This window comes from Paenibacillus xylanexedens (genome assembly GCF_001908275.1).
Taxonomy (GTDB): domain Bacteria; phylum Bacillota; class Bacilli; order Paenibacillales; family Paenibacillaceae; genus Paenibacillus; species Paenibacillus xylanexedens_A.
In genome coordinates this window covers 732174-756430 of record NZ_CP018620.1, presented here as the reverse complement: position 1 = coordinate 756430, position 24257 = coordinate 732174, and the positions used below count along the sequence as shown (strand labels likewise).

The window sequence follows — 24257 nt, the reverse complement described above, 5'->3', positions numbered from 1 at the left end:
AAAACGATTTTAGTTCGCTTCCGGCTTCACCGGACCGATCACGTAGACCGTCTTGCCTTTCTTACGTCCAAAATTCAGGGCATGCTTCACACTGTCATAATACACATCAATTTTGTTGCCTTTAATGGCACCGCCTGTATCTTCCGCACGACGGAATCCCAGACCTTCGATATATACCCACCAGCCAATTGGAATGACTTTGGGATCAACCGCAATGGTGCGTCCTTCCGTTACACGAGTACCGGAAGCTGTTTTAGTTCCAATGCCAGGCTCTTCGGAAGAGTAGGCAGTCATGGATACATTTTTAAGTACTTTGGAGTATTTAAAAGAAGTCCCGGATACGGTAATCACTTTGCTGCCCGAGGCAGATGTTTTCTTCGAGTTCGTTGTTGTAGCCTTTTTGGTTGTTGACGTTTGAGCCGATACGGTCTGAATCTCAGGTTCTTTCACGACCGGTTTTGCTTTGGTGCCGACAGCGATCACTTTATCTACACGATTATTCGCGACAGATTTGCCGACCATTTTTTTGGAGACCAATTCTCCATCCTGAAATACCTTTTCGATATGCTGCACAATTGTGCCTTCTTTGCCGTTCACAACGACACGGTTATCCCCTTTGTACAAGCTAGGGTCAGCCGTTTTAATGACTTTGTAAGCGATCGGTTGCTCTACATCCACTGTACGCTTTGTTACGCGCACTACACGGATCTTCATCTCCGCTTTGATCGCAGTTCCAAGCGCCGGATACACTTTATCATTACTTTCAACTTGAATACCTGATTTTTGAATTGCATCTTCTACCGATGAATCGGTTGTATAGAGAGTCTTGGTGTCTCCGTCTGCCGTAATGTTAACTGGAACGGCCCGCTCAATAACGATTCGGTCTCCATCTGTTAACGCCCCATTCATGGACATGGATACCTTATCGTGAGGGCTGACTGTGATCGACTGCTCCTCCAGCATTTCCTGAAGCATTCCTGTACGAGTCTCTACCACCTGAGCTTTGCCATCAATAACCAGTGAAATTTGTTTCCCGGCCTGACCGTAAACGACTAACAAGATCATGATTGTAAGCGCAATTGAGAAAATCGCGATCAATGCCATTTGACGCATGTTCTCATGCTTCCACCGCAACGCGAAAGACTTACTGGATGATCGTGACTCATGGGTCTCTTCTGGTTGGAATGTGCCCACTTCTCCGTCCTCCTTCATAGCCTCGCCGTCTAAAGTAATGCATGATGTCTTTGACGTGACTATACCAAATTTTCTACAGAACACAGATTGGACCAACATAATCCGGTTCTGCACCATGAATCAATCTTCGCAACATGATGTCATCCTCCTGAATACCTACCGTATGATGACAATATTTCTTTTATTCAAAAACAAAAAAGCCAAAGAAAGAGTGTAAGAGGAACTCTTTCGTGGCTTCCGAATGATTTTGAATATCGGAAATTCATGCACGAGGTTGCCTCTCTTTTTCCGCTTGCGAGGTTAGCTGTCGGGTTCGGGCGAAAGAGAGCCGCCCTATCTTGGGTCACCCGCTCATGGCGGACGCCCTTGAATTCACCCCGAGACCCAAAGAAGAAATCAAATACGGCTTCGCAGTTCCCTTCGCTGCTTTTGGGTCAGCGAACGTTGCGCATCGGCTAAATACACCGATGTTTAAGCCCTATTGGTTCCCCCGCTCTCCGTTAACGGAGACTCAGCGAGACTGATTCATGAAAGTAATGTTGTTTCATCGGAAAGTGTCCCTTTGTTCATCCCCCGAACATCTGTCCAATTTTCCGCACAACAATTCACTGAAAAGATGATATCCTGTTTTGATGCATGTTGTAAAGCGTTGATCAAGTACGTTTTTCTGAATATTTGGTTAAAATATTGTAATATTCTTGATTTATTTGGATCAAAGGGCAAATTACCTCCGCTTACCTGCCTTTTTCACCTCATTTGCTCGTTTTTTTAACGAATCCCAAATCGTTCCATGGCATTTTTGGTTGTTATTGCAGCAATTTCCTCCACCGAAATGCCTTTAATTTCCGCAGCTGCCTCTGCAACCAGACGTACATGCGCTGTCTCATTTCGCTTCCCACGATAAGGGTGAGGTGTCAAATATGGAGCATCTGTTTCAATGAAAAACCGGTCCATAGGAACCTTCTCCAGCACCTCTTTAGGCTGCTTTGCATTTTTGAATGTGATCGGTCCTCCGAAGGAGAGATGGAAGCCCATATCGAGGCAACTTTTTGCTGTTTCCCAGCTGCCCGAGAACGAGTGCATCACACCACCAACTTCACCCGCCTTCTCTTCACGCAAAATTCTTATGATATCCTCATGCGCATCCCGATTATGGATGACAATTGGCATGTTCACTTCACGCGCCAAAGCAATTTGTTGTCGTAATACGCGATGCTGTATTTCTTTTGGTGAAGTATCCCAGTGATAATCCAATCCAATCTCACCGATCGCAACCACTTTTTCATGCTTGCATAAAGATGCAATCCAATCCAAATCGCCCTCCTGCATTGTGATCGCATCTACAGGATGCCACCCTACAGCTGCATATATAAAGTCATATGTTTCGGCGAGTTTCATTGTGGTTGGAATTGTCTCCCGGTTAAAGCCAATGTTGATCATGCGACCAACTCCTGCATCCACAGCACGCTGAATCATGTCCTCGCGGTCCTCGTCGAATTGTGGTGCATCCAGATGTGTATGTGTGTCGAACAGCATCATGTCTGTATCTCCCTTCATGTCGAAATAACGACTATCTTCTTTTTCAAAATCCAATTTGTAAAATTCAATAATTCAATGACTCATACATAAAACATTTTGGGTAATCTGTGTATTACATCATTACGTTTGTTTCTTCACAACTACAATATATAGAAGATATACGGATATTCTGATCTATATATTGCTAATTGTGCTCATTCTGCCTGCTTGCATTTACAAAATTATGTCGATCTACATATACTCCCCATTAAAGCAGATTACTGTATCATGGAAAATAGCTCTTTTAGAAAGTGTTTTGATATCGAAATTCTTCATCGGATTATACCCACACGATTACAAGAAATAGGGGCGTATATGTGACGGTAATTCGTGAATAATCGCATCCACCTTGTTTTGCGGGTAATACAAATGATGTTTCCCTCGGTGAAGCCCACTGATGGAACGGACAATGTCAGATACTTCTGACAACTCACGTAAATTGTCCTGTCGATCCAGAAGAAGAATCTGCTTATCTGTGGATTCATCCGGACGAAACACATCATACGGATTATCCGAAGGAAAATCAATTTCAAGATCATATTCGGGATCGAGGCCAGCCTGTACAAAAGCTTCCCGAATCTCTTCCATCATTGTCAAGTCGACCTGTTCAAGCTCTACATACTTATATAACTTGCGATCCATAAAACGTTCGCATAACTCACTCAGAACAGTATCGTCCTCCTTGCGCCACTGCGTAAATGCCGTCTGAATTAATGCTTCATCCAACTGCAAATATTCATCCACGGATAATTCTCCTTCAAATAATTGAGGGAGTGGATCAATCATGAAGCGGAATTGAAAACCATGTTGTAGGAGTGTTTTCGCTCGCTTGAATATTTGCCGCAATATAATTTCAGAACTACGAGTTACCGGATGGAAGTAAATCTGCCAATACATCTGATACCGAGACATTAGGTAATCCTCCACAGCATGCATGCCTGACTCCTTGACTACAATCCGCCCATGATAAGGACGCAGCATCCGAAGGATACGATCAAGGTCAATCGTGCCGTAATTTACACCTGTAAAATAGGCATCCCTGAGCAAATAATCCATTCGGTCTGCATCAAGCGGACTGGTCACCAAGTTCACCACAATCGGCTTTTCATACGTTTTTTGAATGACAGACGCTACTTTCTCAGGAAAATCAGGAGCATACCGTCTTAAGATCGCCCCTACTTCGGTATCACCTGTAATAATGCGACAAGTCCAATCTTCGTGATTCATGTCAAAAGCTTCCTCGATGGAGTGAGAGAATGGCCCATGCCCGAGATCATGAAGTAGAGCTGCACACAGAGCTACAATCTTTTCTTCCTTCGGCCAATCCGAATAATGACTTCTTTCAAATTGAGAGATGATCTTGCGTGTGATCTCATAAACACCTAGTGAATGTGAGAACCGACTATGCTCTGCTCCGTGAAAGGTAAGGTAAGAAGTACCCAGCTGACGAATCCGGCGTAAACGTTGAAATTCCGGGGTGTTAATTAACTGCCATATAACCGGATCTTGCACGTGGATATAATTATGTACCGGATCTTTGAATACTTTCTCTTCCGTTAAACGTTGTTCCATGTCGACTCACTCCTTTAATTTCTTTTATATTAACGCTTTGAGCTCTGCGATTCACCTAAGATTCGACACCATATGACGAACTTTGTCGAATGAAGTAGTTTTGTCGTTTTCCAAATCGACAAAGCTGACATTGAGGTTTAAATGCGAAAAATGGCTTCCAATCCCTTACCACCAGTAACCTTGTGAAAAACAGCCTTAATTTTAAGCTAATTTTAAGGTTGACTGATTTGGGAATCGTTGGTATGATGAGTATCATAAAACATAAAATTATGTCGAATAATGACAAAGATAGTTAGCTGAGAGGAGCACTGATTATAATGATGAAATCAACAGGTATTGTAAGAAAAGTGGACGAACTGGGACGGGTAGTTATTCCAATTGAATTGCGCCGTACGCTCGGTATTGGTGAAAAAGATGCTCTGGAAATCTATGTTGACGGCGAGCGCATCATGTTGAAGAAATACGAGCCTGCTTGTATCTTCTGTGGTAATGCAGAGAACGTTACTTACTTCAAAGGTAAAATTGTTTGTAACGAATGTATTTCCGAAATCCCTGCACCTGTAGCAAAATAAAAAAATACAGGTATACTGGACTTATCTGAATTGTTATTTCTAACCTTTTTAATATTCCTTAATGACCTTCCCGGTGTGAATCCCACCGCGGAAGGTATTTTTTTGCCTTGTTATGGGTTCCATTACCCAAAATGATTCTGTCACACGCGAACTGGGAGAGAACGGTGAAATTTGTTCGGAATTTTTTTTAGCCACTCTGCTCTTTTTAATATTCCACTAAGGTTGGATATAAGCTTCTTTTCAGGTTATGTTCCCCACAACAGAAGATATTTGGTTAGATTACTACTCGATTAATGCATTATATACATCACGCTTCGCCAGACCGCGATCGGTAGCCGTTTTTTTCATTGCATCTTTGCGGTTATGTCCTTCACCCTCATAATGGCTGACATGATCCGCGAGTGACATGAGCTGCCACCATGCTTCGCGCTCAGCCTTACGCTCCTCTTCCTTAATGCCTTCTACCAGCAAGCAGTACTCGCCAAGAGGTGGATGTTCTTCAAGCCAGTCTATGCATTCCCTCACAGTGCCCCTTGCGAATTCCTCATGACGCTTGGTTAGTTCACGTGCCAGGACAATCGAGCGATCACCCAGAATTTCTTCAAGGTGGACTAATGTTTTCCGGATACGGTGAGGCGATTCATAAAATAACAAAGTCCCGTTGGATTCGTCAAATGCCTCAAGCACTTTTCGCATGTCCTTTTTCTCCCGCGGCAAAAAACCGCCGAATGTAAAACGCTCCGTCGGTAATCCGGACACGATCAGAGCAGACAACGCAGCGTTGGGCCCCGGGATGGGAATGACCGTTATTCCGGCTTCCAATGCAAGCTGTACAAGGTCAGAACCAGGGTCCGAAATGGCTGGCAAACCGGCATCGCTGACGAGTGCCAAATTTTTTCCTTCTATTATATAGCGTATCAGTTCAGGTCCACTCGCCCCCTTATTATGCTCATGATAACTAAACAGCATCGAAGGTGTAATTTCAAAATGGGTGAGCAGCTTTCGGGTTTGGCGTGTATCTTCTGCTGCAATGATCTCACAACTCTGCAATGTCTTGATGGCACGGAAGGTCATATCCTCCAGATTACCAATGGGGGTTCCAACCAGATAGAGCTTGCCTGATCCTTCAGGCTGCTCCGCATAGCTTTTTTGGATATGCAAAGTCATCTAAAGCCCTCCTTTCGTAGTACGCTCAGCATGCTGCTGACCATAGTAAATATCCATAATCTCTTCGCAGTATTTCCCCTCTTCATTGTAGACAATGAGTGGAGGAAGCATCCTAACTTCCGGTTTACCATCTTTCATTCCTTCAATTAACACCATGTTGGCTTCCAAATGAGCACGGGGATGTACCATCCGAATCCGTTTTGGTTCCAGCTTATATTCGCGCATGAGCGAGATAATCTCTGCAAGGCGCTGTGGACGATGAACCATCGATACTTTACCGCCATTACGTACAAGTCGACTGCAAGCTTGTATCACTTCTTCCAGGGTACATCCGATCTCATGACGTGCCATTGCCTGATGTGTGTTCATCTTGAGATCACTGCCATTCAGAGGCATGTATGGAGGATTAACCGTTATTGCATCGTATACAGCATGTCCTGTTTCTTTCACGAGTTCTCGCAAATCACCTTCACGAATCATAATCGATTCATCCAATGCATTTAATTGCACACTGCGACGCGCCATATCAGCCAAACGTGGCTGAATCTCGATCCCTTCCAGACTAGCCTGCGTACGCGTTGTAAGCAAAATGGGAACCACCCCGTTACCCGTACACAAATCAAGTACACGACCCCGTTTAGGTACGGAAGCAAACCGGGCTAATAATACGGCATCCATCGAAAAACTAAACACTTCATCACTTTGAATGATTCTTAGATCATGAGAGAGCAGATCATCAATCCGCTCTGACTCATGTAACACAACTTCATTTGCTTTCATATGTTACGCTCATCCTCCGGTACTCTATATCTCATGTTCGTTTAGTTTAGGTTTATAACCTTGAAAAAAAACCGTAGGGGATCCCTACGGTCACTTCATTTATTCAAAAAAGACAGGCAGAACAGACAATCGCCTTCCGTCCGCAAATGTCCATAATAGACGTTGCAGATATGGAAGCCTTCGTGATACAACCGAGCCAGATTATCATACCCTTCACCCACAACATCCTCGCCTGTAGCCGGACCTGCTGGTCTTGCTACAGGAGCGAGTGCTGAGGAGATCGGCAGATCTGCCGGAGCCTCACGTTTGAGCAGTTTGCGTAACTGCTCATTCTCGATGGTAAGCCGCTGATTATCCTCAAGCAGCTCCTTCACAATCATTTTTAACTCTCCTAAATCACCGTGCAACTGACCCAGTTGGGTTTCCATTTCATGAATGTGCGTAAACAGATTTTTCTTTTCCAAGTTTCCACCCCGAAGCAACCTTTATGGTTTACTTGATAACGACGTCATCCAGCGGAAGTTCTTTGACTTTACTGATGTCGAACAGTTGAACATGGACTGTGCGGCTACCGGCATTAATTCCGACAACTTTTCCTTCACCCAATGAGGTGACGACCAATTTGCCTACAGCTGGCAGTTCTTCTCTCACACTTTCATAGTTATCATGCTCAAATTTCAGACAGCACATGAGTCTTCCGCACAACCCTGAAATTTTCGTCGGATTCAGTGACAGGCTCTGATCTTTAGCCATCTTGATTGATACCGGCTCAAAGTCTCCCAGCCAGGAAGAACAACACAACACACGGCCGCAAGGTCCGATTCCGCCAAGCATCTTCGCTTCATCACGTACACCAATCTGTCTCAGCTCGATTCGTGTCCGGAATATGCTTGCCAGATCCTTGACCAGCTCCCGGAAATCAACTCTTCCTTCAGCTGTAAAATAAAATATAATCTTATTGCGATCAAACGTAAATTCCACATCGACCAGCTTCATTTTGAGGCCATGGTCTTTGATTTTATTTAAACAAGTACCGAATGCTTCCTTCGCTGCACGCTTGTTCTCATCAACCACACGGGCATCTGTCTCGCCCGCAACGCGGATGACTTTCTTCAGCGGCAACACCACATCGGACTCGCCCACTTCCTTCTTACCTACGACAACCTTACCGTACTCAACCCCCCGCGCTGTCTCCACGATAACGCAGTTTTCTTTCTCAATGGGAAGGTCCAGGGGATCGAAGTAATAAATTTTGCCCGCTTTTTTGAAACGGACACCCACTACACTGTACAAAAAATTAACCCCCTTGTAAGCCAACCCCACTTCGTCTGAAGCCCCGTCTTCTTAGGGAACCGGCCGAAGTTATAACCGTTTGCATATGATTGGAGCTAACTTTGCCCTCTCCCAGTCTTATGCCAAACCGATCAAAAATTGCTCCAGACAAAGCTGGCCATTGACGTTGAAACGCAATTTTTTTCTGCATGCTGCGGCCATATCCATATAGGAGACCCACTGCTCTGTGCTGCGGGTATGTGCCAACTGAGATAACATGTCTAACTGATCTATAAAAACGATATGTTCATGCCTATCGTACTGAACATACAGCATGTCCCTAAACCATAGATGGAACAAACTAAGTAACATGTCCAGGTGTTCAGAGAGTCCGGTTTTAAAAAGCTTCTGCTGTGCAGAGATCAATGATGTACTTCCTCTACCCAGGGACTCCTTCCCTAATTGTAACATTACGTTTCTAATTTCTGCAAACCAATTCTGCTGGAGAATTTCTCTACATGCTTCCAATCCTGACGCTAAATGGACGGCAGAGCGAGCCAGATTGGCAGGGTGCCCTTCCTCAATTAGTGATTGCAGCATCTCTTCCGGATTCAGTGCGCTGAACGGCACCAATTGGGAGCGTGAGCGGATCGTTGGCAACATGGCCTGTCCATTATCTGTAATCAGGATGCCGACTGCTGGTACCTGCGGTTCCTCCAGAAATTTGAGCAAACTGTTTGCTGCCTGCACCGTCATTTTCTCGGCTTGTTCTATAATATATACTTTGGGATGTCCTGCCTCAGATCGGTATGAAAAAATACGCTGCAGATCCCGGATTTGATCTATTTTAATGTTGTTTCCATCTGGCGCAAGCATGGTTAGATCCGGATGGTTACCGTGATCTACCTTACGGCATTCAAGACACTGCCCGCATGCGTCATCTTCAAGCTCTGTACAGAATATTGCCTTGGCAAAAGTAATTGCCGTCTTCCGTTGCCCGCTACCAGCTGGACCGCTAAACAAATACGCATGGCTTATTGCCTTACGTCTCAAACTGCTTTGTAACATTTGCTTGGCCGCTTGTTGACCCATAATCTGTTGAAAGGACATACTTCCTCCTCAGAAGCTTAAATTAATAAGCATCCCCCGAATTTCGCCTACTTGTTGTAATAGAGAGATTTTTCCTTCTTCTGTATCCAGCAGTGCATCAGCCATGGATAACAGAGCGGAGTCAATTTCATCAATCAGCTTATACCGCTTGCCTCTGCCACGACGATCCCAACCCCTTGTCTCTTTCATGGATACACCGCGACGAACGGTCTCTTCCAGGAACCTTTTAACAAGTTGCTTATACGCCTTCAGTTCACGAATCGTCATGGAACGTGCCAAGCGATCGCCCTGAAGCTGGATTTCACTAAACCGGCGATTCAGTTCAGCTTGTGAGGCCCGTTCCCCCTGGTGATTCATCATATCAGAGAAATTTTTGGATTGAACCGGTTTGGAACCTGAATCAGTAGAACTGATCCCGCTCTGAATCGGTCTGAATCCAGGATTGATTTTCATGGATACGCCCGCTTTCTATCATAGATAGCCAATCGCCCATCAGCACAGTGCGCGTTGCGCCTGTGCGTGAGAATGAGGCTTTTATATATGCTGATCACACTCTATATATAATGGTAAATACACATCACCATCAAGGACTTGTTCTTTGTAGTCAACCTCTTTCCGAGATGAACCATTCCCCAGCTAGGAAATGCTCATCCGGAAAGAGTATGCTGATTCTTCTCGTCAAGAAAGGCGTTCCGTAAGTGGCACGCACGAACGCTGTTAACTCTTCTTACATCCATCGTTTCCAACATGCTATCGATCATGAAGGATCCTCATAAGATCCATGCAATAGGTTTAATTAGAAATGTTCGAAGCGATCTACCGGGAGAACAAATACAGTAGCTCCGCCTACTTGAACTTCAACAGGTAGCGGCAGGTAAGAGTCGGTTGTTCCACTCATCGGTGTGACCGGAGTCACGAGCTGTTCACGAACCTTACAGCTGCTGCGAATGACGTTCATTACGGATTCGACTTGACCATCATCGACACCGATCATAAACGTCGTGTTGCCTGCCTTCAAAAATCCGCCCGTACTGGCAAGCTTTGTTGCCCGAAAGTTTGCTTTGACCAATGCGCTGGATAATCGGTTGCTGTCTTTATCCTGTATAATCGCAACAATCAGTTTCATCCTGCATAACCTCCTTTAGAATAAGCACCTTTATCAAATGCCCTGTCTATATATTAGACAATTACTCGTCAAAATCCTTCAAAATCCCTGTCTCCAGCGACAAAATCATCGCTGCCAAAACATCCTCCTGCTTCATGGAAGCATCGATAACTCTGATTCGTTCCGGGAACTGCTCTTTTAATAGGAAGTAACCCTCTCGTACTTTACGGTGAAACTCCAGATTTTCCAGATCCAGACGGTTCACTTCGCGGCCATCATGAGCATCGATCCGGGCAAGCCCCACTTCAGGCTCAATGTCCAGATATAAGGTTACATCCGGCATGAGATCACCAATCGCAAAGCGATTAATGGCCCATACATTCTCTATCCCGAGTCCACGGGCGTATCCTTGATAGACCAGACTGCTATCGACAAATCGGTCACAAATGACTGCTTTTCCAGCTCTCAGAGCAGGCTCTACTTTCTCCGCCAGATGCTGGCTGCGTGCAGCTGCATACAATAGTGCTTCGGTTCGAGCATCCATTGCCGTATGAAGAGGGTCCAGAATAATGGAACGTATTTTCTCCGCAATCTCAATTCCACCAGGCTCTCGCGTAACTACGTAAGGTATACCCCGTTCTTCAAAATAAGAACCTACTCTACCGATCATCGTTGTTTTACCGGAACCCTCTCCCCCTTCCAGCGTAATGAATTTACCTCTGCCCTGCATATGCTTCCCTGCTTTCTATGTCGATAATTGCATCTATTGCTGCTGTAATTGAATATGCTTAGACCCTCTTGCTACAAGATATGATATCCCCCGCCCAGAGGTGTATAGCTACAGCTATATCGGTACGTATTAATAACACCAAGATCATACAAGCTTGTTTCTTTCTATCATACTATAGGTCAGCGGTTACTCCAACATGAACAACAAAGTAAAGCGTTCAACCGTAGATAATCCATACCCATAATGGAAGCATAATTGATCCGGCAATAGCACTGACAATCATGGAAACTGAACTGAGGGCTACCGCATTCTCTCCATATTCAAAAGACCTTGCCATGCCGAGGGCATGAGATGCTGAACCCAGTCCAATTCCATAGGCATGTTTACTGCGGACCTTGGCCCATTTCAAGAGCATCGGCCCCAATAATATCCCTGAGAATCCTGCAATCATCACAAACAGCGATGTAAATGAGGCATTCCCCCCAACCTGATTAGCGAGTTGAATAGCCACAGGAGTTGTCACTGATTTTGGCAATAAAGCGATGACCATCTCTTGCGGATAGCCGAGCAGAATGGCGATTAAAGCGCCTGTAGCGATACCTGTAATACTGCCTCCGATTGTTCCACCCACAATTGGAATGATATTTTGCTTCAGCACATGCAGATGTCTGGACAAGGGAAAGGCGAGAGATACAACTGCTGGGCCCAAAAGCTCCTGTATCCATTTGCCACCCAGCATGTACGTATCCAGCTTTATACCGGAGATCACCAAAATCAGGATCAGTATGGCAGTCGTTGTGAGTACAGGCATAAGTATCGGCCATTTCAGCCTTTTATATAGACGAGTGGCTGGAATATATACAGCGATGGTTAGCGCGATCATTCCAATTCCGAGGATGAATGCTGACAAGTGATCGCCTCCTTTTTGCCTGAATGAGACGATCTCCATGTCATAAGCCATTCACTTAATTTGGCAGATATCAGACAGGTGATTAATGTGCTAACAATCAAACCAAGTACCAATAACAATGTGTTGGCTCTAAAAAAATCAAAATGATTCATAATACCCACAGTTGGGGGGATGAACAACAATTGCAGATGAGATTGAAGCCACGTCGACCCTTCTTCTCCCCAGCTCATTTTGATCCATCCCAGTTGAATGGTGACAAACAATACGCCTGTTAACGGCAGATGTAATACAGCTTGAATCAAGTTGCCAATCCAATAAAAACCGTACATCAACAAGACTTGCAGGACTATTCCTGTATATTTTTTTAGCGGAATACCCAAAGTGTTCCCTTCTTTCTTATGTCTATCTATATAAGTTGAACTAAATCGTGTCTTCAAACTGAATGTGTCTGGAGCAGGGCACGGAGCGGGAGGGCTAGCTATGATGAACGTAACCGCAAAAAATAGCCCTCCATATTGCTGCACATCGTAGGTTAAAATGGACAGTAAGAAGACCACCATTTCAGAGCTACACAGCAAAGGAGAGCTATCCCTATGAAGTCTACCACAAAATTCATTGGTTTAGATGTATCCAAAGAAAAAATTTCTGTCGCTATTGCTGACGAGGGTCAAGACAAGCCGCGGTATTACGGCACCATTGCTCATGCGCCTGCTGCCTTACGCAAACTCATCAAAGAATTGGGTCCGGCAAGCTCCCTCTCGTTTTGTTATGAGGCCGGTCCTACAGGATACGAAACCTACCGCTGGATCGAATCCATGGGGGCCCATTGTGTCGTCATTGCCCCTTCACTCATCCCCAAACGCTCCGGCGATCACGTGAAAACCGATCGACGGGATGCCGAGCAACTGGCACGTCTGTTCCGTGCAGGCGAGCTTACGCCGATTTACGTTCCAGCACGTGAAGATGAGGCGCTTCGTGAATTGGTTCGGGCACGCGAATCGGCAAAAGAAGATGCTCACCGGGCTCGTCAACGCGTGCTCAAATTTTTATTGCGTCACCAGATCCATCCGCCTGAACAAATCAAACGTCGCTGGACGAAAAAATATCGCGTATGGCTTGGACAACTGACCTTCCCGAATGCGCCTATGCAGATTGCGTTTACGGAGTACCTTCATGCCATGGACGAGATCGAGCAACGCATCGGTCGACTGGAAAAAGCCTTGATTGAAGAGGCGGCGACCAGCTCTAAAGCCGATTTGATTCAAATTTTACAGTCTCTGCGTGGCATTGGATTTCTCACGGCCGTCACGCTTGCTGCGGAGATTGGTTCCTTTGCCCGTTTCCGTTCCCCTGCTCAGCTCATGGCTTACTTGGGCCTGGTTCCGCGTGAGCATTCGTCTGGAGTCCGTACCCAACGAGGCTCGCTCACCAAAGCGGGAAATGGACGATTGCGTCGCACCTTGATTGAATCGGCATGGAGTTACCGCCATCGGCCTGCGATTAAAGGGGACTTGGCCCGCCGTTTGGAAGGTCTGCCTGCGGACATACAGCTCATTTCCTGGAAAGCTCAGGAACGGCTGCACCGAAAATTCCGCCGTTTAGTTTATGGATTAAACAAACACAAAAATGTCGCGGTCACCGCGGTGGCCAGGGAACTGACCGGGTTCATTTGGGCGGTCGCCCGAACGTTGGAGCTACCGAACGCTCAGTAATCTGTTATTCATCTTGAAGAGACGGATGGTTTAAAAGGAAAAAGGGGAAAACTCCGGAGCCTTAGGCCCGGGAGTTCATGGAAGGTTCAGGAGAGAATGTACGAGGTTCGTTTGCACTAGGCTTTTAATGGGCTGAACGTGCGTGGCTAGCTTGTAAAAGCTCTCCTTGACGAAGGCATACCATGTGGTAACCAACCCACGGATAGCAGCGTGCCAACCGTCGCTCGCATATGGACTCCCGCGCTTAGGGCTTCGGGGAAAAGCAGCTTTTTGTGATGGGCTTGACAAAAACGTTCATAGCAACGACCCTGTGACGTCTTATTCAGCGATTTGAAGCGCCCGCAGCAATCTAAGGAATCTGAAACACGGTATATTGGAATAACCAGCCGTTTACAGCGTGTTTGTTAGGTCAATATGGTTAATAACGTGTCTCAGGTTCCTTACAAAATAAAAGGAGGACTCGAAGGCTAAATAAGACGTCCTCGGTTTCTTAGAAAATCGTCTGGACAATTCGCCAGGATCAGCAATCCTTGACTTCAAGCTGTTGGACCCTGACATCCTTCAACGTATTGCATGCCTGATTATGAAGACACACCCTAGCAACTAGATTAATGACTAAGAGACCCTCACATGTGTAGGGTCCGGTATCGCTATCCGTATTGGTCATATTGCCTACCTATTGGTGAATGCAATTCAGATCCTCATGTGTTCCCTTCATTCCTTCATAACCTTCAATGACTGTAGAGATGCATCGGATACCCCATGAAACTTTGCACCCTCATCCCGCAGCAGTTGTATACGAGCCACCATCGATGTACTAATACGTTCACCCGGATATACAAGCGGAATCCCTGGAGGGTATGGAATAACCATCTCGGCTGATCGACAACCCGCGCTTTCTTCTATCGGGACATTGATCGTATCCGTCTCCACAATCGGTTGCAGTGTAAAGGGGATCGGTTCCGAGTAGCGAGTTTTTTCTTGTAAATTGTTCCACGTGGAAATATAATGCGCCGAACCTTTCGCAAGCTGATGAGATGACTCTGCATTAGATTGGACCTGCTCATGCCCATCGGCAGAGCTGATATGGTGTAAAGCTTGCAACAGGTGCTGAGCATCTTGCACCGTTGAGCCCAGGCTGAAGAGCAAGACGACGTACCGTTCGTCGCTCATCTCGGGCACACAGCCGCATGCTTCCAGCTGTTGCTGTAGCCCATAACCGCTCAGCACCCCTGCGCCGTCATAGATGACGGCCTTGAATGGGTCCTGAGCGGTATACCCCGCGGCAGATGGCATTGCCGCCGCGGTCAGGCCCTTCCGTGTCTGCTGCGCAGCGGACACGGGCATGCCAGCCGGCTTCGCAGCTCCGGCTGGCGGTTCTGGCTGCAGCGGCTGTGCAGGCTGCAGCAACTGGAAGCGCGGCAGCTCCGCGAGGCCGCGCTTAAAGGCATTCACGGCGGCGAACCCCGCCGTGAATGTGTTCGCGCCCTGCACGTGCAGCAGCCGGCGCGCCAGATCAAGCGAAGCCATCACCGGGTATGATGGGCTTGAGCTTTGCACCATGGCTAGGCGTTGCCTTAACAGGGACCGGTTTAACAGTGGTCCCTGAATGTGCAACATGGCACCCATGGTGAAAGCCGTCAGCATCTTATGCGTCGACTGCACGACACCGTCTGCTCCGCACGACAGTGCAGAGACAGGCAGCTCCGGATGCTGCCCATAATGCGCGCCATGCGCTTCATCCACGAGCAATGGTATGCCAGCGGCGTGGCATACCTCGGCTATGGGCGTCAGATCAGCGCCCATGCCGTAATAATTGGGCAACGTGACTAATACTCCCTTTGCCTCAGGATAGGACTGGACAGCAGCCTGCACCGTCTCCACAGACGGCATGACCGCAAGTCCAGACACAGGATCGACCCACGGCTCCAGAAATACAGCTCTTGCGCCTGCCAGCATTAACCCGTGAATAACGGATTTGTGCACATTCCGTTGCACCAGTACAATACTGTTTGGCTCATCACACACAGTTAGCAATAGAGACAAATTACCTGCCGTACTGCCTCCCACAAGGAAGAAACTCTCCTCAGCACCAAAACAATCTGCCGCCAGCTCCTGTGCTTCCTGGATCACACCTTCCGGATGATGCAAATCGTCGGTGCCCGTAATCTCCGTAACATCCATCTCCATCATCTCCAGAAATGAACGATCTGGCACCAATCTTATTTCCGAATGAGCCCCTTCGTCACCAAAATGTTTCCCACTCTCCGGATCAGCCCCATGTTCATCCACCGAACTGAAACGCTCTACCTTCTGGTTAACATTCTTTTCTCCATTATTCTGAATCTCGCCGTTGTGCTGGTGTTCCTCATTGACGATATCCTTAACAGGAAATTGTCCTGCTTCTGCTTGTTCCAGCAAATGTCGGTAAGCTTGTCCATTTTTATGCCCAGGCACATGAAAGGAACGCTGCTTCGAATCACGATACGCAAGCAACGCTTCATATAAAGGGGCACTACTTAATTTATTTTTATGTTCCATGAAATAACCATCCTGTACATATATAATGTGCGCCCTATGCGCTCCAAAAGCTTCCTAATCCAAGGAACGCTCTTTTTCCCTATCTCCACACGCATTACTGCAAATGATCTATACCATTATATCAGCATACGCCTTCCCAAGATGGCAAACAAGACATTCTCTCCTCTTAAAAACAGAAAAAGGCCCATTGGGCCTCTATACACATCAGCATCGTTACAATGTGTTGTTTCGCTTCTACTTCTATTAGCAACATTCATTATGCGTTTTTTTGTACCCAAATTTGCTTCATTTGATGAATAAAATAATTGTACTTGGCATCCTGCGCGTCGGTATGAACCATTTCTGCTTCACAAGTGTCACATATGAATTCAGATACAATAAAAATGCCTTCTCTTTTTCTTTGCTCGCAGATAATACATGTGTGTTCGGCATGTTCTTCCATGAACCATCCCACCTTGTTTTACGTTTACTATCAGTATTGCACAGTTTCTATTATTTTAAACATTTTCATAGTGCTTTCTTTCTATAAAATATATATATTCGCCCACCCCCTCTTGGGTGTCTGTACCGAAAAATACATTCATTCTCCCTACAAGAACATTCACCTGCTTATGTATATACAGTTATCCTGCATTCCATCGCATTTACCTCTACATCACGTATCCCTTGGCCTGACTCAAACTTATATTCGATTTCCTTAAAAAAACATGGAATCCCAGCCGATATATAATACATGATAACGATATCAAAGCCTGACAGTCCGTGTATTCGGGAGTATACTGAGATAAGCTCCGTCGAATCTCAATATCTTGTACAATCGTCATGGCGTGAGATACAAGGTTCATATATACATACATGTATGATTCATTCTCTTTTACTCGTGTAAGAAAAACGAATACCTACCCCACACAACGTGAATCCGAAGGAGGATATATAATCGTATGATCGCCGAACCGGAGAATAAAGCAACATTTTATCAATACCGGCTTCTGAAAAAAAAGGCTATCGCCCGCAGTGTCATTTACAGCTATCTGTGTCTGCCGGTCATCATGCTCTTATTCAATCTACTCGCATTCTCCTGGACTGGCCTCTTCTTTTTTGTACTGGCAGGTCCAATCACCATCTGGATTCATTATGTCATCGCCAGAACGATATTACTTCTGGTCCGTACCTCTTACGCCAAACGCTGGCGCTGGAATATGCGTATGCCCTGGTTAGGTTATATCCCTGATCAGCATTTTAGCTTCCGTATGTTTGTCCGGGTACACCTTAACATGAGCTGGATTGGATTATGTATCATTACAGTATGTTTGATATGGTCGCCATTGTCCTTCACCCTCTCGCTGATCTTCTGGCATTTGTGGTTGCTGGGTCCTCGCTTGTATGTTGTAATGGTGCTCTCCCGTGAGCGCAAAGACGGACTCATCAAATTGAATGAACAAGATGTCTCATACTATCTGCAATAACGCTCCCTCGTTTATGCAATACTCAATGAACCTCACTTACCTGTAATACATAACCGCTGAGCCCTTCGAATAATCTGTTACAAAAACATAATCGTGTATCGTTCAATTGACTCAGCCTCACATGCTCAAATAAAGGTTATCCACAGTGGATAACCTTTATTTATTGTTCCTTTCTCATCCATTATCCACAGCATGGGTATAGTTAAATGAGTTATCCCCACTCGAGGCTCCGTTCTTCTCTTCTTTTCCTCCCGCTGCTCCATATCCTCATAACCCCAGATATCTCGTAGAACTTACGCCTTGAGCGATCTCTCACTCAGTCTCAGCTCTATATGTCCTCAAGCTCTTTCCATCAGAAATTCATTACCTCAATACCTTTATGCAACATATATCTCTCCCCCTCTACTTTTAGCGCTCTACACTCCCCTATGCTTCAAGCACACATACCACCTATACATGTACGGAAGAAACTACTCATTCCTTCCTTCTGTACCTTTATGACCTCTGATCCACCATACGTGATGGGTTCTCCCATCATTACTAAAGCCTACTTCTCTAAATAACAAAAAGCCCCCGATCAAGTACACGGGAGCTTTACTATATTATAAGGAACATCACAACGTTAATTAATCATATGCAACCTTACCCGCAACAGCTCAATCGTCTTCAGCCAATGATTTAACTGTCGCTTGAGTAGCATCATTTCTAGGAACCATTAGTGTAAAGGAACCATCATGTACTGCTAAATGCACAGTATGTCCTTCCTTTGCAAATACACGCAAGGTACTGGATTCATTGGATGTACCCTTGGCTTGCTTCTCTGTCCAACCCCAGCTTTTAATCTCGTCTAGATATACCTCAGGCAAGCTAGTACTCTCACTAATACCAGACAGCGTATATCGAACATAATCCATATCCGAATTATTTTCAGACTGGTCAGATTTATTCGCTACTTTCGGCACCGGAAAACTCTTCTCGTTCACCGCACCTTCATATGAAGTCCATACAGATCCTGAAGCTTCACCGCATCCTGCTAGAACAACGGTCAAACAAAGCAACAGAAATGATTGTAGTCCAAGTCTCCGCCAACTTAACACACACACCCTCCTTTTCACAGCTGCACATTCCAGCTCTGTGGTCAGGTACTTTTAGCATATTTAACATAGTCCTATTATACTGGTTTTGCCGCTGTTATCCGTAACAAAAATGTTACCTTCCAGTATCGATCGTGTCAGAGCTTCCGCTCATCGTTTCTAATCCTTATAAACAAATAAAAACCACCACCGAATAACATCGGCAGTGGTTCTTTGCTTGGCGGCGTCCTACTCTCCCAGGACCCTGCGGTCCAAGTACCATCGGCGCTAGAGGGCTTAACGGTCGTGTTCGGGATGGGTACGTGTGGAACCCCTCCGCCATCGCCACCAAACGCATAGCTTAGCTTACATTTCAGAGATCGTTCTCTGAAAACTAGATTCGAAACGAAACACGCGAATTACAACTTGCTATTGGATAAGCCCTCGACCGATTAGTACTGGTCAGCTCCATGCATTGCTGCACTTCCACCCCCAGCCTATCTACCTCGTCGTCTTCAAGGGGTCTTACATACTGGGAAATCTCATCTTGAGGGGGGCTTCACGCTTAGATGCTTTCAGCGTTTATCCCGTCCGTACATAGCTACCCAGCGGTGCTCCTGGCGGAACAACTGGTACACCAGCGGTACGTCCATCCCGGTCCTCTCGTACTAAGGACAGCTCCTCTCAAATTTCCTACGCCCACGACAGATAGGGACCGAACTGTCTCACGACGTTCTGAACCCAGCTCGCGTACCGCTTTAATGGGCGAACAGCCCAACCCTTGGGACCTACTTCAGCCCCAGGATGCGATGAGCCGACATCGAGGTGCCAAACCTCCCCGTCGATGTGGACTCTTGGGGGAGATAAGCCTGTTATCCCCAGGGTAGCTTTTATCCGTTGAGCGATGGCCCTTCCATGCGGTACCACCGGATCACTAAGCCCGACTTTCGTCCCTGCTCGACTTGTAGGTCTCGCAGTCAAGCTCCCTTATGCCTTTGCACTCTTCGAATGATTTCCAACCATTCTGAGGGAACCTTTGGGCGCCTCCGTTACTCTTTAGGAGGCGACCGCCCCAGTCAAACTGCCCACCTGACACTGTCCCCGCACCGGATTACGGTACCAGGTTAGAACCTAGATACGATCAGGGTGGTATCCCAACGTTGCCTCCACGCAAGCTGGCGCTCACGTTTCAAAGGCTCCCACCTATCCTGTACAGATCGTACCCAAATTCAATATCAAGCTGCAGTAAAGCTCCATGGGGTCTTTCCGTCTTGTCGCGGGTAACCTGCATCTTCACAGGTATTAAAATTTCACCGGATCTCTCGTTGAGACAGCGCCCAAGTCGTTACGCCATTCGTGCGGGTCAGAATTTACCTGACAAGGAATTTCGCTACCTTAGGACCGTTATAGTTACGGCCGCCGTTTACTGGGGCTTCGGTTCACAGCTTCGGATTGCTCCTAACCACTCCCCTTAACCTTCCAGCACCGGGCAGGCGTCAGCCCGTATACTTCGCCTTACGGCTTCGCACAGACCTGTGTTTTTGCTAAACAGTCGCTTGGGCCTTTTCACTGCGGCCCCCTCGTGCTATTCACACTACCGGGGCACCCCTTCTCCCGAAGTTACGGGGTCATTTTGCCGAGTTCCTTAACGAGAGTTCTTCCGCGCGCCTTAGAATACTCTTCTCGCCTACCTGTGTCGGTTTGCGGTACGGGCACCTTCACCTGGCTAGAGGCTTTTCTTGGCAGTGTGAGATCATGACCTTCGCTACTATAATTTTCGCTCCCCATCACAGCTCAGCCTTACAATGTGCGGATTTGCCTACACATCAGCCTTACTGCTTAGACGGACATCCATCAGTCCGCGTCACTACCCTACTGCGTCCCCCCATTGCTCATAACGGCTTACGGTGGTACAGGAATTTCGACCTGTTGTCCTTCGACTACGCCTTTCGGCCTCGCCTTAGGTCCCGACTTACCCTGAGCGGACGAGCCTTCCTCAGGAACCCTTAGGCTTTCGGCGGATCAGATTCTCACTGATCTTTTCGTTACTCATACCGGCATTCTCACTTGTATAATGTCCAGCGCTCCTTACGGTACACCTTCAACCCTTATACAACGCTCCCCTACCCCTGATGCAAAGCATCAAGCCATAGCTTCGGTGGTGTGTTTAGCCCCGTTACATTTTCGGCGCAGAGTCACTCGACCAGTGAGCTATTACGCACTCTTTCAATGGTGGCTGCTTCTAAGCCAACATCCTGGTTGTCTGTGCAACTCCACATCCTTTCCCACTTAACACACACTTGGGGACCTTAGCTGATGGTCTGGGCTGTTTCCCTTTTGACAATGGATCTTAGCACTCACTGTCTGACTCCCGGAAGTAAGTCTATGGCATTCGGAGTTTGACTGAGCTTGGTAACCCTTGCGGGCCCCGCACCCAATCAGTGCTCTACCTCCACGACTCTGTTTTCCGAGGCTAGCCCTAAAGCTATTTCGGGGAGAACCAGCTATCTCCGAGTTCGATTGGAATTTCTCCGCTACCCCCACCTCATCCCCGCATTTTTCAACATGCGTGGGTTCGGGCCTCCAGTGCGTGTTACCGCACCTTCACCCTGGACAGGGGTAGATCACCCGGTTTCGGGTCTACGTCCACGTACTAAGTCGCCCTATTCAGACTCGCTTTCGCTGCGGCTCCGGCTCTTCACCTTAACCTTGCACGGGAACGTAACTCGCCGGTTCATTCTACAAAAGGCACGCCATCACCCCTAAAACGGGCTCTGACTTTTTGTAAGCACACGGTTTCAGGTTCTATTTCACTCCCCTTCCGGGGTGCTTTTCACCTTTCCCTCACGGTACTGCTTCACTATCGGTCGCTAGGAAGTATTTAGCCTTGGCAGATGGTCCTGCCGGATTCATACGGGGTTTCACGTGCCCCGCACTACTCGGGATCCGTCTCGGAGGGAACAGACTTTCAACTACAGGGCTTTTACCTTCTTTGGCGGGCCTTTCCAGACCTCTTCGCTTAACCGGTTCCTTTGTAACTCCATGTGAGACGTCCCACAACCCCAAAGAGCAAGCTCTTTGGTTTGGGCTTCTCCGCGTTCGCTCGCCGCTACTGACGGAATCACTATTGTTTTCTCTTCCTCAGGGTACTTAGATGTTTCAGTTCCCCTGGTATGCCTCTACACAACCTATGTATTCAGTTGTGAGTAACTGGAAATTACCCCAGCTGGGTTTCCCCATTCGGACACCCCCGGATCAAAGCTTGCTTACAGCTCCCCGAGGCAGTTTCGTTGTTCGCCACGTCCTTCATCGGCTCCTAGCGCCTAGGCATCCTCCGTGTGCTCTTAGTAGCTTAACCATTTTGTTCCGGTTTCGGTCGTTCGCTTCCCTTGGTTTGGACTACGTCCAAATCCAAAAGTCGCTCTCACCCGATACCATCACAAAAGCAATTTAACTACCTTTATAAACACTTCACTTGTTTACACAAGATCAGCTTAAAGGAATGTTCTAATTCGCGTTTGTTTCGTTTCGATATCTAGTTTTCAAAGAACAAGCTCCATGCAAAAGCAAGCTGTTTGAGAGTTTGAGCTCTCAAAACCGAACAACGAGTGAGTGTTTTTGCAGCTAAGCTGCATATTTGAATGTTTCCGTTGCAGGAAACGATTCTCCATAGAAAGGAGGTGATCCAGCCGCACCTTCCGATACGGCTACCTTGTTACGACTTCACCCCAATCATCTATCCCACCTTCGGCGGCTGGCTCCTTGCGGTTACCCCACCGACTTCGGGTGTTATAAACTCTCGTGGTGTGACGGGCGGTGTGTACAAGACCCGGGAACGTATTCACCGCGGCATGCTGATCCGCGATTACTAGCAATTCCGACTTCATGCAGGCGAGTTGCAGCCTGCAATCCGAACTGAGACCGGCTTTGTTGGGATTGGCTCCATCTCGCGATTTCGCAGCCCGTTGTACCGGCCATTGTAGTACGTGTGTAGCCCAGGTCATAAGGGGCATGATGATTTGACGTCATCCCCACCTTCCTCCGGTTTGTCACCGGCAGTCTATCTAGAGTGCCCACCCGAAGTGCTGGCAACTAAATATAAGGGTTGCGCTCGTTGCGGGACTTAACCCAACATCTCACGACACGAGCTGACGACAACCATGCACCACCTGTCTTGAATGTTCCGAAGAAAAGGTACATCTCTGCACCGGTCATTCAGATGTCAAGACCTGGTAAGGTTCTTCGCGTTGCTTCGAATTAAACCACATACTCCACTGCTTGTGCGGGTCCCCGTCAATTCCTTTGAGTTTCAGTCTTGCGACCGTACTCCCCAGGCGGAGTGCTTAATGTGTTAACTTCGGCACCAAGGGTATCGAAACCCCTAACACCTAGCACTCATCGTTTACGGCGTGGACTACCAGGGTATCTAATCCTGTTTGCTCCCCACGCTTTCGCGCCTCAGCGTCAGTTACAGCCCAGAGAGTCGCCTTCGCCACTGGTGTTCCTCCACATATCTACGCATTTCACCGCTACACGTGGAATTCCACTCTCCTCTTCTGCACTCAAGTCACCCAGTTTCCAGTGCGATCCGGGGTTGAGCCCCGGGATTAAACACCAGACTTAAATGACCGCCTGCGCGCGCTTTACGCCCAATAATTCCGGACAACGCTTGCCCCCTACGTATTACCGCGGCTGCTGGCACGTAGTTAGCCGGGGCTTTCTTCTCAGGTACCGTCACCTTGAGAGCAGTTACTCTCCCAAGCGTTCTTCCCTGGCAACAGAGCTTTACGATCCGAAAACCTTCATCACTCACGCGGCATTGCTCCGTCAGGCTTTCGCCCATTGCGGAAGATTCCCTACTGCTGCCTCCCGTAGGAGTCTGGGCCGTGTCTCAGTCCCAGTGTGGCCGATCACCCTCTCAGGTCGGCTACGCATCGTCGCCTTGGTGAGCCGTTACCTCACCAACTAGCTAATGCGCCGCAGGCCCATCCCCAAGTGACAGATTGCTCCGTCTTTCCAATTTCCTTCAGGCGAAGAAAACAATTATTCGGTATTAGCTACCGTTTCCGGTAGTTGTCCCAAACTTGAGGGCAGGTTGCCTACGTGTTACTCACCCGTCCGCCGCTAACTATCAGAGAAGCAAGCTTCTCTTCAAGTCCGCTCGACTTGCATGTATTAGGCATGCCGCCAGCGTTCGTCCTGAGCCAGGATCAAACTCTCCAATAAAGTATTGAAAAGAGCGATAAGCTCATTTTGAATCTGACGAGATTAAAAATCTCATTTGTGCTCCAGTCGATTCAAGCCAAGGCTTGTCTCAAACTTTCGCGTTCATTCTGCAAGCAGAATGTTTACTCACTCGTTGTTCAGTTTTCAAAGATCAAACTTATTTCGTTACCGAATGTCGTTCTCTTCAGCAACTTTTATATCTTATCACATCCGAACCAACTTTGCAAGCTCTTTTTTTAAGTTTCTTTC

Annotated in this window: 19 protein-coding genes, 3 rRNA genes and 1 riboswitch; of the genes, 3 read left to right on the top strand and 19 right to left on the bottom strand. The window is 47.1% G+C overall.

Features of this window, described 5'->3' with window-relative positions; all coding sequences use genetic code 11:
- Nucleotides 1–9: 9 nt before the first annotated feature.
- From BS614_RS03175 to BS614_RS03165, 3 genes are all read right to left on the bottom strand, one after another.
- Nucleotides 10–1194: a resuscitation-promoting factor gene (locus BS614_RS03175; RefSeq protein WP_074092915.1), complete on the bottom strand. Its 1185-nt coding sequence runs from the start codon at nucleotides 1192–1194 to the stop codon at nucleotides 10–12.
- 273 nt (nucleotides 1195–1467) lie between these two features.
- A riboswitch (cyclic di-AMP (ydaO/yuaA leader) is annotated at nucleotides 1468–1721 on the bottom strand.
- Between the two features lie 241 nt (nucleotides 1722–1962).
- On the bottom strand, nucleotides 1963–2733 hold the full coding sequence (locus tag BS614_RS03170) for a TatD family hydrolase (protein ID WP_210436963.1): 771 nt from the start codon (nucleotides 2731–2733) through the stop codon (nucleotides 1963–1965).
- Between the two features lie 333 nt (nucleotides 2734–3066).
- A complete protein-coding gene (locus BS614_RS03165; RefSeq protein ID WP_036606129.1) occupies nucleotides 3067–4344 on the bottom strand; it encodes an HD domain-containing protein in 1278 nt (425 codons plus the stop codon).
- Nucleotides 4345–4661: 317 nt separating this feature from the next.
- On the opposite strand from BS614_RS03165, the gene BS614_RS03160 reads away from it, so the two are divergent.
- Nucleotides 4662–4916, top strand: coding sequence for an AbrB/MazE/SpoVT family DNA-binding domain-containing protein (locus tag BS614_RS03160; RefSeq protein WP_017691383.1), 255 nt, complete (start codon nucleotides 4662–4664; stop codon nucleotides 4914–4916).
- Nucleotides 4917–5198: 282 nt separating this feature from the next.
- Here BS614_RS03160 and rsmI read toward each other — a convergent pair whose 3' ends face one another.
- From rsmI to BS614_RS03110, 10 genes are all read right to left on the bottom strand, one after another.
- Entirely contained in the window at nucleotides 5199–6083 is an 885-nt protein-coding gene (rsmI, locus tag BS614_RS03155) for a 16S rRNA (cytidine(1402)-2'-O)-methyltransferase (protein ID WP_074092914.1), read from the bottom strand.
- Nucleotides 6084–6863, bottom strand: a complete 780-nt coding sequence (locus tag BS614_RS03150; protein ID WP_074092913.1) for a tRNA1(Val) (adenine(37)-N6)-methyltransferase — start codon at nucleotides 6861–6863, stop codon at nucleotides 6084–6086.
- A gap of 95 nt (nucleotides 6864–6958) precedes the next feature.
- Nucleotides 6959–7327 (bottom strand): DNA replication initiation control protein YabA, encoded by a 369-nt coding sequence (gene yabA, locus BS614_RS03145; RefSeq protein WP_017691386.1) that lies wholly within the window; start codon nucleotides 7325–7327, stop codon nucleotides 6959–6961.
- Between the two features lie 28 nt (nucleotides 7328–7355).
- A complete protein-coding gene (locus tag BS614_RS03140) occupies nucleotides 7356–8156 on the bottom strand; it encodes a PSP1 domain-containing protein (protein WP_053778939.1) in 801 nt (266 codons plus the stop codon).
- Between the two features lie 117 nt (nucleotides 8157–8273).
- Nucleotides 8274–9245, bottom strand: coding sequence for a DNA polymerase III subunit delta' (gene holB, locus BS614_RS03135; RefSeq protein WP_074092912.1), 972 nt, complete (start codon nucleotides 9243–9245; stop codon nucleotides 8274–8276).
- Between the two features lie 9 nt (nucleotides 9246–9254).
- Nucleotides 9255–9698 (bottom strand): YaaR family protein, encoded by a 444-nt coding sequence (locus tag BS614_RS03130; protein ID WP_074092911.1) that lies wholly within the window; start codon nucleotides 9696–9698, stop codon nucleotides 9255–9257.
- Nucleotides 9699–10041: 343 nt separating this feature from the next.
- The gene (locus BS614_RS03125; protein ID WP_017691391.1) at nucleotides 10042–10371 is read right to left on the bottom strand and encodes a cyclic-di-AMP receptor; all 330 of its coding nucleotides are present in this window, start codon (nucleotides 10369–10371) and stop codon (nucleotides 10042–10044) included.
- 61 nt (nucleotides 10372–10432) lie between these two features.
- Nucleotides 10433–11080 carry a dTMP kinase gene (gene tmk, locus BS614_RS03120; protein WP_074092910.1) on the bottom strand — a complete coding sequence of 216 codons (648 nt, stop codon included), beginning with the start codon at nucleotides 11078–11080 and terminating at the stop codon, nucleotides 10433–10435.
- Nucleotides 11081–11297: 217 nt separating this feature from the next.
- The gene (locus BS614_RS03115) at nucleotides 11298–11990 is read right to left on the bottom strand and encodes an LrgB family protein (protein ID WP_083685168.1); all 693 of its coding nucleotides are present in this window, start codon (nucleotides 11988–11990) and stop codon (nucleotides 11298–11300) included.
- Nucleotides 11960–12370, bottom strand: coding sequence for a CidA/LrgA family protein (locus BS614_RS03110; RefSeq protein ID WP_074092908.1), 411 nt, complete (start codon nucleotides 12368–12370; stop codon nucleotides 11960–11962). The genes BS614_RS03115 and BS614_RS03110 overlap by 31 nt, the downstream gene beginning before the upstream one ends.
- Nucleotides 12371–12583: 213 nt before the next feature.
- Here BS614_RS03110 and BS614_RS03105 point away from each other — a divergent pair, with 213 nt between their 5' ends.
- On the top strand, nucleotides 12584–13702 hold the full coding sequence (locus tag BS614_RS03105; RefSeq protein WP_074092907.1) for an IS110 family RNA-guided transposase: 1119 nt from the start codon (nucleotides 12584–12586) through the stop codon (nucleotides 13700–13702).
- A gap of 714 nt (nucleotides 13703–14416) precedes the next feature.
- Here the strand turns inward: BS614_RS03105 and BS614_RS03100 are convergent.
- Entirely contained in the window at nucleotides 14417–16243 is a 1827-nt protein-coding gene (locus tag BS614_RS03100; protein WP_074092906.1) for an aminotransferase class I/II-fold pyridoxal phosphate-dependent enzyme, read from the bottom strand.
- Between the two features lie 256 nt (nucleotides 16244–16499).
- Nucleotides 16500–16685 (bottom strand): sigma factor G inhibitor Gin, encoded by a 186-nt coding sequence (locus tag BS614_RS03095; protein WP_017691396.1) that lies wholly within the window; start codon nucleotides 16683–16685, stop codon nucleotides 16500–16502.
- Nucleotides 16686–17184: 499 nt separating this feature from the next.
- Between BS614_RS03095 and BS614_RS03090 the strand changes: the two genes are divergently transcribed.
- A complete protein-coding gene (locus BS614_RS03090) occupies nucleotides 17185–17709 on the top strand; it encodes a hypothetical protein (RefSeq protein WP_036606136.1) in 525 nt (174 codons plus the stop codon).
- Between the two features lie 656 nt (nucleotides 17710–18365).
- Here the strand turns inward: BS614_RS03090 and BS614_RS03085 are convergent.
- From BS614_RS03085 to BS614_RS03070, 4 genes are all read right to left on the bottom strand, one after another.
- Nucleotides 18366–18806: a hypothetical protein gene (locus BS614_RS03085; RefSeq protein ID WP_084174380.1), complete on the bottom strand. Its 441-nt coding sequence runs from the start codon at nucleotides 18804–18806 to the stop codon at nucleotides 18366–18368.
- Nucleotides 18807–19018: 212 nt separating this feature from the next.
- A 5S ribosomal RNA gene (rrf, locus tag BS614_RS03080) occupies nucleotides 19019–19135 on the bottom strand.
- 79 nt (nucleotides 19136–19214) lie between these two features.
- Nucleotides 19215–22140 (bottom strand): 23S ribosomal RNA (locus BS614_RS03075).
- 315 nt (nucleotides 22141–22455) lie between these two features.
- Nucleotides 22456–24008 (bottom strand): 16S ribosomal RNA (locus BS614_RS03070).
- Together the 16S, 23S and 5S rRNA genes form the textbook arrangement of a ribosomal RNA operon.
- Nucleotides 24009–24257 lie beyond the last annotated feature (249 nt).